Annotated in this window: 12 protein-coding genes and 1 tRNA gene; 5 read left to right on the plus strand and 8 right to left on the minus strand. The window is 57.1% G+C overall.

What is annotated here, in order from left to right; all coding sequences use genetic code 11:
• Positions 1-7: 7 nt before the first annotated feature.
• The 6 genes from ACUN9Y_RS00230 to ACUN9Y_RS00255 all read right to left on the minus strand — a co-directional run bounded on the left by ACUN9Y_RS00230 (position 8) and on the right by ACUN9Y_RS00255 (position 4,169).
• Positions 8-742: a metallophosphoesterase gene (locus ACUN9Y_RS00230; RefSeq protein WP_445458665.1), complete on the minus strand. Its 735-nt coding sequence runs from the start codon at positions 740-742 to the stop codon at positions 8-10.
• A 339-nt stretch (positions 743-1,081) separates the two neighbouring features.
• A complete protein-coding gene (locus tag ACUN9Y_RS00235; protein WP_445458666.1) occupies positions 1,082-1,546 on the minus strand; it encodes a DUF1249 domain-containing protein in 465 nt (154 codons plus the stop codon).
• A gap of 1 nt (position 1,547) precedes the next feature.
• Positions 1,548-2,174 carry an NUDIX domain-containing protein gene (locus tag ACUN9Y_RS00240; protein WP_445458667.1) on the minus strand — a complete coding sequence of 209 codons (627 nt, stop codon included), beginning with the start codon at positions 2,172-2,174 and terminating at the stop codon, positions 1,548-1,550.
• A gap of 184 nt (positions 2,175-2,358) precedes the next feature.
• Positions 2,359-2,871 (minus strand): RES family NAD+ phosphorylase, encoded by a 513-nt coding sequence (locus ACUN9Y_RS00245; protein WP_445458668.1) that lies wholly within the window; start codon positions 2,869-2,871, stop codon positions 2,359-2,361.
• Positions 2,871-3,341, minus strand: a complete 471-nt coding sequence (parS, locus tag ACUN9Y_RS00250) for a type II RES/Xre toxin-antitoxin system antitoxin (RefSeq protein ID WP_445458669.1) — start codon at positions 3,339-3,341, stop codon at positions 2,871-2,873. The genes ACUN9Y_RS00245 and parS overlap by 1 nt, the downstream gene beginning before the upstream one ends.
• Positions 3,342-3,509: 168 nt before the next feature.
• A complete protein-coding gene (locus ACUN9Y_RS00255; RefSeq protein WP_445458670.1) occupies positions 3,510-4,169 on the minus strand; it encodes a hypothetical protein in 660 nt (219 codons plus the stop codon).
• 410 nt (positions 4,170-4,579) lie between these two features.
• Here ACUN9Y_RS00255 and greB point away from each other — a divergent pair, with 410 nt between their 5' ends.
• Positions 4,580-5,125 carry a transcription elongation factor GreB gene (gene greB, locus ACUN9Y_RS00260; protein ID WP_445458671.1) on the plus strand — a complete coding sequence of 182 codons (546 nt, stop codon included), beginning with the start codon at positions 4,580-4,582 and terminating at the stop codon, positions 5,123-5,125.
• A gap of 112 nt (positions 5,126-5,237) precedes the next feature.
• Here greB and ACUN9Y_RS00265 read toward each other — a convergent pair whose 3' ends face one another.
• Together ACUN9Y_RS00265 and ACUN9Y_RS00270 are read right to left on the minus strand one after the other, a co-directional pair.
• Positions 5,238-6,254, minus strand: coding sequence for a methyltransferase (locus ACUN9Y_RS00265; RefSeq protein ID WP_445458672.1), 1,017 nt, complete (start codon positions 6,252-6,254; stop codon positions 5,238-5,240).
• The gene (locus ACUN9Y_RS00270) at positions 6,251-7,198 is read right to left on the minus strand and encodes a methyltransferase domain-containing protein (RefSeq protein WP_445459073.1); all 948 of its coding nucleotides are present in this window, start codon (positions 7,196-7,198) and stop codon (positions 6,251-6,253) included. Before ACUN9Y_RS00270 ends, ACUN9Y_RS00265 begins: the two co-directional genes overlap by 4 nt.
• A gap of 192 nt (positions 7,199-7,390) precedes the next feature.
• Here ACUN9Y_RS00270 and ACUN9Y_RS00275 point away from each other — a divergent pair.
• The 4 genes from ACUN9Y_RS00275 (at position 7,391) to ACUN9Y_RS00290 (ending at position 12,735) form a co-directional block, all read left to right on the plus strand.
• Positions 7,391-7,467 (plus strand) — tRNA-Arg (locus ACUN9Y_RS00275).
• A gap of 920 nt (positions 7,468-8,387) precedes the next feature.
• Entirely contained in the window at positions 8,388-10,112 is a 1,725-nt protein-coding gene (locus ACUN9Y_RS00280; protein ID WP_445458673.1) for a hypothetical protein, read from the plus strand.
• Positions 10,109-11,806: a hypothetical protein gene (locus ACUN9Y_RS00285; RefSeq protein ID WP_445458674.1), complete on the plus strand. Its 1,698-nt coding sequence runs from the start codon at positions 10,109-10,111 to the stop codon at positions 11,804-11,806. Before ACUN9Y_RS00280 ends, ACUN9Y_RS00285 begins: the two co-directional genes overlap by 4 nt.
• Before the next feature lie 290 nt (positions 11,807-12,096).
• A complete protein-coding gene (locus ACUN9Y_RS00290; protein ID WP_445458675.1) occupies positions 12,097-12,735 on the plus strand; it encodes a hypothetical protein in 639 nt (212 codons plus the stop codon).
• The last annotated feature ends 525 nt before the right edge of the window (positions 12,736-13,260 follow it).

Raw genomic sequence — 13,260 nt, forward strand, 5'->3', positions numbered from 1 at the left:
GCTAGCCTCACACCTCGACGCGTTCGACCCAGGACTGAAAGCCGCCGCGACTCAGGTCGAGCACGCGAAAGCCCGGCCGCGAGGCCTCGTCCAGGGCAAAGGTGTCGCTGCCGGGCAAGAACTGATCCGACGTCGACGGCGTGGCGAAGACCTGGATCTCGCCGTTTTCACCGGCATATCGCCCATGAAAGGCCTGGTGTACGTGCCCACACAGCACCAGCTTGACCTGGGCAAAGCGCTCGACAATAGCCCAGAAGGCGTCGCCATCGACGAGCCCTAGCTCATCGATCCAGGCCGTGCCCACCGCCATCGGCGGGTGATGCATGACGATCGCCGTGGGCCGCTCATCGCGGTCAAGCCGCTCGGCAAGCTCAAACCGTTGCGCCTCGCCCACCTCGCCATGGGCCTCGCCGACGACGCGGGTATCGAGCTGCAGCAGACGCCAGGTGCCGGCATCCAGCTCCGGGAGCACCTCACGCTGCACCGCCATCGTCTCCGGAGCGTCATGATTACCGGGAATCCAGAACCATGGGCAGTCCAGCGTCGCCAGCGTATCCGCCGCCAGGGCATAGGAGGCATCGGTCTCGTCCTGGCTGATATCGCCGGTCACCAGCACCAGATCCGGACGCACCGCACTCGCCGCCGCCACCACGGCGGCAAACTGGCGGGCCGGCACACCGCGGCGAGAGCGAGCCAGGGGATCGGCGTAGAGGTGAGTGTCGGTGATCTGAACAACACGCATGGTCGTCGCTCTCCTTGAGACGATCGTGGAAGGGCTTTCGCCAGGATACAACGGACAATGGGAAGATGCCGATCGGGCCGACCGGGCCGACCGAACAAGCAGCGAGATCCGTCTCGAGCCTTGGGGGTAGCGTCTGCGGCTGCCGGTCGACGTGGGTCATCGAGAGTGGCTGTCGATACCGATTATCGAAAGTGGCTGTCGAGGCGGGTTATCGAGACTGGCGGTCGACACGGGTTATCGAGAGTGGCTGTCGAGAGTGGCTGACCAAACCCCGCCTATCACGCAGGGCCCGGAGCCGCCTGTCGCGCACGGCGATGGCCGGCGCTGCCGACCGGCCGCTCAGGGCAGCTCCGGAAGATCCAGCGAGTGGCCATGGGCCAGGCCATGATCGAGCCATTCGCCGAGAAAGCGGTTGAGCTGCAGTTTCTCGTCGGGCTGGTGCATATGGGCGTTGGGGTAGCGGTAGCGGCCATCGAAATGGCGCTTACGCTGAAAATCGGTCACCTCGGCCATGCGCACGTCGTGATAGAGGTGCACCCGCATGCGCGGCGTATCGATCACGCCATCGAGAATGCCGCTCTGGGACACGGCGATGATGCTGGTGTACGGCGCCTGCTCGATCAGCTGCAGGCTCAGCGCCCCTAAGCGGTGGCCACCGCTGACCAGTTCGACCTCGCGAGTGTCTCCCGCCTCCAGATCACCAAGCAGCCGCACCAGGCGCACGTAGTTGGCCGTGCACTCTCCCTGCAGTGTCCTCAAGTCGGTGACATAGGCACTGCGATTCGCTACGCGATGATTCGACACGCTACCTCCTTGCTCTCAACGAGGCCCGTTCGGCGGCCAGCCAGTGAAGGCCGATCAGGCACATGGCGTTATCGAGTCGTCCGGCGCCGAGGAGTTCCCAGACCTGAACAAACGGCAATACATGGACACGAATATCTTCGTGCTCCTCGTCGAGCCCGTGCACCCCGCCGAGACCGCCACTGTCGATCAGTCCACAAAACAGGGTGACACGTTCATCACAGGCACCCGGACTAGGATAGTAGGTATGCAGCAAGATGAGGTCCCCGACCTCGCAACCGGCCTCCTCGAGTGCCTCGCGACGGGCAACGTCCTCCAGCGACTCGTCCTTGTCGACGAGCCCGGCGACGCACTCGAGTTTCCACGGCGTATGCGCATCGTTCAGGGCGCCGGCGCGAATCTGCTCCACCAACACCACCTTGTCCTGCTCGGGGTCGTACAGCAATACCCCCACGGCATCGTGACGGTGGTGAACCTCGCGCACCACCTCGCCGCTCCAGCCGCCTTCGAACTGGCGATGACGCAGGGTCACCTTGTCGAGGCGAAAGAAGCCCTCGTAGAGGTATTCCCGGGACATCACCTCGACATCATCGACGGTGAAAGGGGCATTGAGGCTGGGCGAATCCGTCATGACAAGGCTCCTTGGCAGATCGCCCCATTATCCGGGTCTGGCCCCGCCCTGCCAAGGAGCCCTACCAAGGAGCCTTGCCAGAGTGTGGGCACAGCGCGGACGCAGCGCCGGGCGCCAGGAGCCGTGGCTCGGCGTCTCGTCGAGAATGATCGTGCCGGGGCATTCGGGAGCGGAAAGCGGAAAACTACGGCCAGAGGCCTCGGGCCTGCGGCGGATTGAGGCGAGTGTCGAGGGCAAAAGGCTCCTGGATCACCACCTCATAGAGCCCTTCGGCAGCGGCCGGGTTCATCACGATGTTGCGACTGTGGCGTGAGACCGTCGAGGGAACAATGATGAAGGGGTGCTCATCTAGCAGCCGATCTCCGTAGCTCTGCTGCCCTTGCCCGGGTGATCCCGGGACCAGCCAATTGGGGTTGGGCAACGACTGCGCGGCCACCTCATGTGCCAGTGACGGGGCGAGGATGCGGACGCAAAGAAGGACGTGCGCGATGTTATCCAGGGCCTTGAAACCTTTGTGGGCCGCCACCTCTAGAATCGCGGTGGAAGGGTCAAGCGCTCCGTAGACCGCGGCTCGCCCTTTCGAATTCCAGCGCCCACCACCTTGCTCTGCGCCAAAACCGCTGTCCCAGGTTTCGACATGACGTTTTCGATCCAGGCGCCACAAGCACAGAGCGCTGCGCAGGCAGGCGTCGCACATCAGGTGTAGACCCCGTAATCCAGTCGCGTCAGAAAGTTGTCGACGAGCTCGAAACCGACCTGAGTGGTGATCAGGTCGATGGGCTTGCGGCGCTCCAGCCCCATGGCCGGCGTGCTCATCCAACGCTGCGCTTCCTGGGGATCGCCAAACACGTTTTCCGCCTTGGTGAGGATCTCGGCGAATCGCCAGGTGCGGCTGCTTTGCTCCGCGGTGAGTGGTTCTGGGGACTTGACTCGCCGGTACAGGGTACGCTCGGACATGCCAAGCACCTTGCTGACGACCTTCTTGTCACGCAGCAGATCGACCGACTCGACAAAATGAATCACGTCTTGCGAGGCCAGCCCTTCCTCGATCATCTCGTGGATTTCGAAGGGTGACCGTGTCTGGCCGTCCCGGTACCCCACCAGCCGCTGGTAGGTCCGCTCCAAGATGTCTGGTTGCCGATCTGCCGAGTTATCCGTTGAGGTCATCACGTCGTCCCCCGCATTGCCATATGGCGCTATTATAATGCCACATGGCAGTACCGCCAACCTGGGGCATTCGCCGAGAGGTCGTGTCAGCAAGAGGCCTCGGCAGACAAAGGCCTCGGCAGACAAAGGCCTCTCTGGCGCGCCCCCGGGCTTTTCACTACACCAACACTAGAGATCGGAGAGCAGGCTCTGCGCCTCGCGCTTGAGCGCCTGATCGGACGCCTCGCGCCCGGCGCGCAGCGGGCCCTGCAGGGCGAGCTCGGCGTGCCTTTTCGCCTCCTGGTCGCGGCCCTCGTCGGCAAGATAGGCGGCGTAGTAGAAATTCACATCGACGCCGTCGGGGCGGATCGCCAGCGCCTTCTCGAACATTTCCTCGGCCACGTCGTCGTCGCCGAAGGCCACCGGCCACCCCGGTGCACGGTCATAGAGGGCGCCGAGCGTGACATAGGCCGAGCCGTCGAGCCCGGACGAATCCAGTGCCACCGCACGCTCCAGCGCCCGGCGAGCGGCCTTGGCGTTGTCCAGCGCGCCGAGCCCGCCCTTGGCCTTGGCCAGCGAGGCCTGAATGATGCCCTGCCACACCAGCGGCTCGCTGACGTTGGGGCTGGCCTGCACCAGTGCATCGGCTTCGCTCGCCAGCGACTCGAGGGCCTGCTCGCGCTGTCCGCTTGGCGTTGCCGTCGTGATGGTTTCCCAGCGACTGCGAAGCTCATCGACGCTGGATGCGGCCAGCGCTAGCGTCGAGGCCAGCGCAAGCGTCGAAGCAGCAATGAGGGGGAGAAGACGAAAGGAGCGTCCGGGTGAGCGGCTATCGCAACGGCGTGTCATGGCATTCTCCGAGGGCGTGCGTGGGATTGTTATCGTTGCGGCGTCTCCAGGACCTTACGTGGCCCTGGGGTGCCACGGCGGCGGCACGCACCATTCACCGCCACCTGAAATGTAACGAACGTTTGAATGATTGACCAGTACGGCCAAGGTCTAGCCGTGATCGAGGCCCGACCGCCCCACCTTCTCGAACGGCCCGCTTGTTCGCAGAAGGCCGCCAAGGCACTCTTGGTCGAACCCAAGCCCTGGCCAAGCCAAGCGACGTGACTAAGCCCAGCGCCGTGCCTAAGCCCAGCGACATGACTAAGCCCAGCGACGTGACTAAGCCCGGCGACCAAGCCCGGCGCAGACGCATCCCGGCCCCTATCGCCCGCCGGGACTTAGGGCCAATACCAGCCAACGAAGGGAGTGCCATGAAAGGCCGCAACATGACCCGCTGGCGCGATCCTGCCAAGGACCCGCGCCAGGAACCCAAGAGCAACCTGATCACCCTGGAGGGCGCCGAGCGCCTGCGCGGCATTCTCGACCACCTGTCCCGGGTCAAGCGCCCCGCGCTCTCGACCAAGGTCGGCGAGGCCGCCGCCCTTGGTGATCGCAGCGAGAACGCCGACTACACCTACAACAAGAAGGAGTTGAACCGCGTCATCGGGCGTATCCGCTACCTGACCAAACGCCTGGACGAGCTACAGGTGATCGATCGACTTCCGGCGGATACCGACAAGGTGTTCTTCGGCGCCTTCGTGACCCTCGAAGATGAACACGGCGAGGAGATGGCCGTGCGCCTGGTGGGCCACGACGAGACCGACACCGCCAAGCGCTGGATCAGCGTGGATGCACCGCTGGCCAAGGTGCTGCTCGGCAAGTCGCTGGACGACGAAGTAACGGTGGCGGCCCCGGGCGGCGACACGACCTGGCTGATCACCGAGATTCACTACCGCACGCCGGGCCAGAAAGACTGACGCCCTGCTCGCTATGCACGATCAGGGCGTTGGGCGTCTATTGTGAGTGATGTCAGCGCATCGGACTGTTGAAACGTCAGCCGAGAAACTGGCCGAAACACTAGCCGAAACGCTAAGTCCGGCGCGCCGAGTAGACCCGGAAACGACCGTCATCGGCCACAATCTCGAAGCCGCCAAAGGCACGCTCCAGCGGATCGGCGTAGGGCAGGAAGGCATTGGCCACCAGGATCAGTCGACCGCCGGGCACCAGGTGGCTCGGCGCCTCTTCGATCAGCCGAGCGGCGGGGCCATAGTCGATGCTGCGCTCCTGGTGAAACGGCGGGTTGCTGACGATGGCGTCGAAACGCCGCTCGCCCAGGGCCGAGTAGACGTCGCTCTCCAGCGCCTCGCCCTCAAGCTCGTTCGCCGCAAGGGTTCGCCGAGTCGCTTGTACCGCGAAGGCGCTCACGTCCGCGGCGCAGACGTGCCGCCCTTGCCGTGCCAGCCAGGCGCTCAGCACGCCGTCGCCGCAGCCCATGTCCAATACCTGCCCCTTCGGCTGTTGTGCGGGCAGATGCGATGGCAACTGACCCAACAGCAGGCGCGTACCCTCATCGAGCTTGCCGTGACCGAACACCCCCGGGTGACTCGCCAGGCTCAAGCCTTCGGCCTCGAAGTGCGTCCAGACGGCCTCCGGGTCCAACGCCAGACGCGCCGTGCGGGTCTCGAACAGCGAACAACGCCGGGCGCTATCGAGCTTGCGACAGCCAAGCCCCAGCGCCGCGAGCACCTTGAGCACGCGCTTGATGCCGCCCTGATTCTCTCCCACCAACTGCAGCCTGGTGCCCTCCGGCAGCCTGGCGCAGAGCCACAGCAGCCACCACTCGCCGAGGGCATGTGCCTTGGGCCAGAACAGCACCGCACCGGGCACCGGCGACGAAGCCGCCTCGTCAATGCCCTCGCCATCGAAGGGCGAAAGCGCCGGCCGGCCACGCTCGTGCCAGGCCCGACGCACGGCGAAATCACCACTCACCAGACACCCCTGGCCGCCTTCCAGCCAGCCATCGCGGGGCGGCCCCACCCACCACCAGCCACGATAGTCGGCGTCCTGGCGCTCCAGCAGTTGGCCGACCGGCGTCTCGGCGCTCATGGCGACTCCTCCTCAGCGGTACTCTCGACAACGTTATCGACGACGCTCTCAGTGACGTTATCGGCGACGCTCTCAGTGACGTTATCGGCGACACTACCGGCGACACTGTCAGCGGCACTAGCGTCATCCGAGGACGCCGGACGTCGCAAGGTGTAGAGCAGGTAGCGGCCCAGCCGCCAATGCGGGTCCGTGCGACAGTAGCGGTGTTCAAGCTCGATCAAGCGTTCAAGCTCGCCCTGCTCCGCCGGCGGATGACGCAGGTAATCATGAAAGACGCGAATCCCGGCGACGCCCTCGAGGGTAAGCCCCAGGGACTCGGCCCAGGTGGCCACGTCGGCGTGGGTCACCGGGGAAATAGGCGTCAGGCGCTGCCGCTGCCCCTTGCCCTCGAGGCGGTCGGCCAAGGCCTTTTCCAGGTTGCCCTTGACCACATTGGACAGGCGCAGCGCATCGCGGTTGAACACCATCAGCGACAACTGCCCACCCGGGGCGACCAGAGACGCCAGCGCCTCGAGTCCGCCACGCGGATCGCCCAGCCACTCGAGCACCGCGTGGCAGACCACCAGGGGCCAGGGACCAGGGGCTCGGCTTGCCAGCGACTGAAGCGGCGCCTGAACGAAACGTGGCGCACCGCTGCCGATCTTTCCATCCACCGTGACATCCGCCAGGTCTTCACGGGCGCGCTCGAGCATATCGGCGGAAGGCTCGGCCAGGGTCACGTCATGTCCACGGGCCAGAAACCAGCGAGCCTGCTGGCCGAGCCCCGCGCCCACATCGAGTACCGGCTGCCCGGCAAGATCGAGCATTTCCGGCAACAGCCGATCGAGCAACGACAGGCGCAGTTCACCGCGCAGGTGACCGTACAGCGACGCCGAAAACTTGTCAGCCAGGCCATCGAAGTGACGATCGCCATGGGCAGACAGCGGCGACGCCGCCGTGGCCATGGTCGGAGTGCCAAGTGAAGCGCTAAACGGCGTGGTATCGCGCCGGGAGGGAGTATCGGGCATGCAGGCAGTCGAGTCCGCGGTAAAAGCTCTAGGTGTGCGCATTCTACCGAGGATTTGGCCTCATCACACCGCCACCGAAGAGAGGCGGGTTTATCTCGACGCGTCAGACGCTTATAATGCGCGCCGCACGCCCTCTTAGCTCAGCAGGATAGAGCAGCCGCCTCCTAAGCGGCAGGTCGCAGGTTCGAATCCTGCAGAGGGCGCCATCGACGCCCTTCCCACCTCTTCTCTCTTCTCTCTTCTCTCGTTCCCGCTGCGATCGAGCCCGCGCTGCGCCATCACTGCGTGTCGAGCACATCACGCACGCTCTGCGGTTGGCTTAGCCCAACCTCATCGGCCTAGATCGGCATCGACACCTGCACGCAACTCAACAGGGCATTCTTCCGGCATCTTAATCGGGAAGAGAACCAGCAGGTCAAACATGACATTGAGCGGAGACAGTTCGCCGCTATCGGTGCCCTCTTCCTCAAACTGCTACCGCTACCTCACGGGAGCAACGAGCATCAAGCAGAGATCCCAGCGCTGAACTGTGAAATACCGCGAGAGGCCATCCAAAACAACAGGGTGACAGCGAGACACCTGAAGGAGCTGGAGGCAACTCTGGCAAGCGCTTCAGCCTAAGGGCAGTTACACAAGCGCCCAACCCATCAACCCGCCATACGGCGGGGTTGATCCGTTTTGAGCCCTATCTAATGCGCTGCCCTGGGCGTCTTCGAGTGTTGCCCCCCCCCTACCCCCGTCCGCCACCCTGGCGCGCTGTCGACACCCCGCCCCCCCTGCGCGCTAAACCTGTCGGTTTTAATGCAGTCATGCACTTGGCTCAAAGTCCCGCCGATACTGGGCTCCATAGGGGGTAGAAGGTCCTCACTATTCATGCGAATCCATGCGAATTTATGCTGAGTATGCAAGGCGTTGGTCTAACGTCAGTGGCGTATTGGGGGAATCTATGCCACGTTCGCAATAGTATGGTCTTGGAAAGGCCTGACTGGTCCGGAGGCTGCTTATGACCCAAAGCCGACATGCTGGTAGGTCCAGTGGGCACGTCGATTCGTGTTATGCAGCTGGCGGGATGATTAGTTTGCCACCGTGCTAGCCGCGAACAACAGCCTTCTAAGGTGATTAATCAGTGAAAACTACCCCCTCTATTCACAAGCAACTGGAATACGCTGATCGTCGTGGTGAATTGATTCCATGTCTTCTTTCGCTTGAGAGTCATATTCGCAGACAGGAATACGGCCCAGTATTATGTAAGCTTCATAATTTAGGGAAAATTTCGCTGGTGTCAGATCATAACCTGGCCGTTATTGAGGACCTAGATCACAACGAGTTTTGGTCGATTGTGCATTTATTTGATCAGGCGATCCCCGAACTGGATTGTTCGTTTCGAGACGTACTGAGGTTGGTCCACACTCTAGCTAGTAAAGCTGGACCTGACGGCGCGGCAGGGATGCCAAATATTTCGCTGGTTAAATGGTGCAAAGCCAATACTGAAAAGGCTAAGCTGATCGTCGATGGGGCTATATCTCTCGATAAATTATGCCTTTCACATTGTGTTTTTGCGGTTCAAGCCCTTGGGAGCATAGAGCTTGCCTTCGAGTTGCTAGGGCACTCCGATAAAGCTGTTGTCGCTGTGGGGCTGCGTTCTCTTGGGAGGCTTGAGGTAAGCAGTGAAACAATTGCCAAACGCGTCATAGACGAGTGCTGCAAAGTCATCGCTATTGAAAAAGATCAGAACGTAAGATCTTCCGCTATCGAAACTACGTTCAACACCTGGGAAAAACTTGGTTCGTTTGAGCCATACCGACAACAGGAGTTCATTGAAGCGATTATCGATGAAAAGGGCGATAGCGAATTAGTTCAGTTATCAGCTGCTTTATTCTATCATTCAAAGGGCGTTGGGGCTGAGAGTATCGATATTATTTTGCAGGTTCTCGCTGGAGAAGTTTCAAATCCACAGGCAACCCTTCATTGGCTGGACCATGCCTTACATGCAAAAGACGAAGGATGGGATCTAAATAAAGTCATAGAAGTATTCGCCACTCAAATTCCGAAGCTGGAAAACTCAATCGAACCGAGTCAGCTTTACAATTTTTGCCAGTGGATATGGAGTAGCCCTGACAATGCAGCTCAACTTTTTTCTAGTTGGCTTGTTAGCGGTCAGTTTGATTTATGCAAGTTTCTCGCGGATATGGTTGGAGAAGGCGGCAATAAAAACAACATTGTTGAAATTTCTAGGGCCAGGTTGCCGAATGATTTGAATGATCAGATTTTCTTGGCACGAAAGTGCGTTGGCTTTCTATGGCTTCATGAAATTACCGCCGCGTCCATTCTCTTGAGCATCGTAAAAAGCGGGAAGAAATTAGCGAGAGAAGAGGCCGAAGAATTATTATATAATCCTCTGCTTCTTAGCTATAATGGTGATCTTCGAAGTTTCCTTAACGAACGAAGAAAAAAACCATCAAAGCGCATCTCTGGTTGTATTAAACGTCTTATAGAAAAGCATGATATTTACCTAGAAGGTCTTAAATCAACGGAACACCTGGTCGAGTTTCGTCCCACTATTGAGCAACGACGTGCCGCAGCAATTCAGGATCGTGAGTGCAATAAAGAAATTCAAAAACAAGCACATGAGAGATCTTTAATTTGCCAGTTAGTTCCTCGCCAAACCCTCCTTTACGGGAAGAAAAGCTTTTCCCTAATAAGCGGGGAGAATGGCAAGAAAGTACCCAGTGTCACGCCATTGTCAGAGTTTTTCTATAGTGCTGAGTTTCCACGACTTGCTGTGATTGACCCAGTGGGCTTTAACGAGATGCTCACAATATTTCGAATTGAGCAAAAGGTTTCGCAATGAGGATCATTCTGAAAGAGTACCTCGCTTCGCTTAAGGAGCGTGGAGATCTAGATAAATCTGTTTTGCCCAACCTACTCTCTGAAATCGGACTGCGCGTACTGAACACGCCAATGATAGGGACTAGGCAGAATGGTGTGGACATAGCAGCTGTTGGAAAAATAAAAGGTGAGGATAAGCAGAGATATCTATACCTATTCTGTATCAAGGCGGGAAACATTTCTCGTAGCGACTGGTCAACGGGAGTTCAGGCTGTCCGCCCGGAATTGGATGAAATTAGAGACATTTATCTGCGGAGCAACGTGGCTCGAGAGCACGCAGATCTTCCGATTAAAATCTGCCTGTGCTGCGGAGGAGAGCTAGAGGAAACAGCTCTTATGAACTGGGCAGGATACACTGCCCGGTATACGACGGACAAGATAAGCTACGAAGAGTGGAATGGATATCGACTAGCCGATCTCATGATGCGTTGCCTCTTGGCCCGTGAGCTTTTAGAAGAAGAACCACGTCGTAACTTCCAAAAAGCAGTGGCAATGGTCAATGAGCCTAGTGTTTGTTATGAGTACACGCGCGCCTTTCTCGGAAACCTTCTACTAGAAGAGCACTCATCTCAGAAAGATCAACTTCTTCGCTTGCGCCAGTCGTTTATCTGCTTACATGCAGTGATATCTTGGGCGATTGAGGCGAATAACTTAGAAAGCACATACAGGGTTTCCGAACTTGGTATGCTGTTCTGCTGGAATTTAATTCGGAAGCGAGAGCCAAAGAAAAGGCCAACCAAACATGAAGAGACCTTGGCGTTTATTTTTGATCAGTTCTTAAAGCTGTATCTGACAAAATCGGAGATGTACTTGGAAAAAACGGCATATGCCCATGGCGGGACGCCGCACGCACTCTCTGTAGCTGTACGCTCACGGGAGTCAGTTGATGTTAATTTGGCAATGTTTGAGCTCTTGGGCAGATTGGCTACGCGTGGAATTTGGACTGATCTATTATCAAAACGTTTACCAGATGGCGATCCAGATTTCTTGAAATCTTTGACAGAGAGTACTAACCGAACATTGGATACATTGGTTTCGATGATCAATTCTAATCCGACTCTCAGTTCGCCGATTCGAGATGACCACATGATTGAAATTTCGTTAGTTATGTATCTTGCTCAGTTAACGCAGTCAGAGTCTCGCTTTCTGCCATGGTTGAAATTCATTTCTCACCGAACAACTTTCGCTCTTATCACAAACTCTCGGTATCCCACATGTCTGAGAGACTACGTTGATCTTCTAGCGCATCCGGAAAGTGCGGATCAATCGTACCTTGATGAAGCATGTGTGGGCAGTATTTTATATCCCTATATCTATTTTTGGATGCTGTACGTAGCCGATGAGAGAGAGACGAAAGAATTCACTGAACGTCTAAATCAGAAGATACCAAACTGTACCCATCAAGCATGGTTTCCAGACGAGGATTCCGATGATTTAATGTGGTTTGGTGAGACGCATCACGGCATTTGTGTTACCGATTTATCGCCTCATAATGGCCATGAAGCATTGATGGAAACATTAAACAAAGCTATAGAAACTTGCACTGCCATAAGTAATGTTAGTGCAATTAGGACTGGCTTAATTCCTATGTTCTTGACTGCGTGCAGACATTACCGATTGCCTATTCCGCCAAACTTCTGGTTTCTTCGCAAGTAGATTGAATAAAACCGCTAGTTTTTAATGGTTACTGGAAACAACAAGATACTTTCCAGCTACACAGGCTAAAAATGCATAACAAGTGGTTAGAGATAACGTCTACGGCGAACCTAAACCAAGCGTAAATCAGGCTTTTCTGAACGACCATGCTTGGCCGGATGTCAAACTTTATACCATGCTGATGGACCTGGCGTGGTAGCTGATGGCCGAATCAGCGGGGTAGTAGGGGGTGTACGCCCTATCTATCCTACTCATCGCTACTTTGCATTTTATTTAAGGATTTATATGTTATGAAAGACAGTTCAAAGGGAAGGTTCCTTCGCCGGTACACTGAGCTACCGTTTCTGATCGACTTTCTCGAATCAAAAAACATCACACTTCTCAATCCGAAGTATTGGGATGATCGTAATGACTCATATTATTTGCAACAATATGGAGTAGCTACTGGGCTTAGCTCAATCTATTCACTGTGCCTTACTGAAACTAACGAAACTTATCATCACTGGAGGGTTTTTTCACATGGAGCCAGTGGCGTTTGCATCGAGTTTCATAAAGGAATGTTTTTGGATCGTGTGAGGCAAGTGGAAGGCTTAAGAGCAGAACCAGTAATATACAGAACGTTAGATGATATGCGTTCAAAGCCGCCAGAAACCGAGGAACTGCCATTTATTAAGCGTCATGCCTTTGGCGATGAAATGGAGTATCGTCTTTTTGTTGCTCGCACCAATCACGAGACGATCACACTCAAGATTCCAGTTGGCCTCGACACAGTCAGTCGAATCATGTTAAGCCCTTGGCTCCCCAAGGAAGTCGCAAATCAGGTTAAGTCGGCCCTTCGAGCCATAAGAGGATGCAGTAAGATAAAGATCTACAGATCAACTTTGGTAGAGAATGAAGCTTGGAAAAGGTTTGCAAAAAATGAAATATAAAAATACGTGGAAAGAAACGTTGGACCCCATTCGCACTTTTTCTTCGATAAGGCTCTACCCTGCGTCCAATGCACCTGAGCATAGCGCTGTATCAGAATCTCCTTAAAGGCAGACTTTGGCCGAAAGTGGGCAGAGGGCGTTCCATTCGCTGCGAAGGCATGGATGCACAGCCATGTGTTGCGGGAAGATGGTATAGCTAATGGTATAATAAAATCCCAAACAAACAAGAAAAGCTATTTATAACAGATAGTTAATTAAGCTTATCGAATCCTGCAGAGGGCGCCATCGACGCCCTTCCCACCTCCTCTCCCGTTCCCTCCGAGCCCGCGTCGCGCCATCACTACGTGCCGAGCCCACATCAAGTGCACGCTCTGCGGTTGGCTTAGCCCAACGTCATCGGTCTCTTCGCGTCTCTCATCCGTGCTCGCTCCGGGAATACGTTGTCTGGCATGACGTTGACAAGGCCAGCAGGGGCAACGCGACCGGCGATGAGATGCCGTCTGATCCCAGGTGCCGACGAGCCTG

The sequence above is a fragment of the Halomonas sp. V046 genome, from assembly GCF_052645355.1.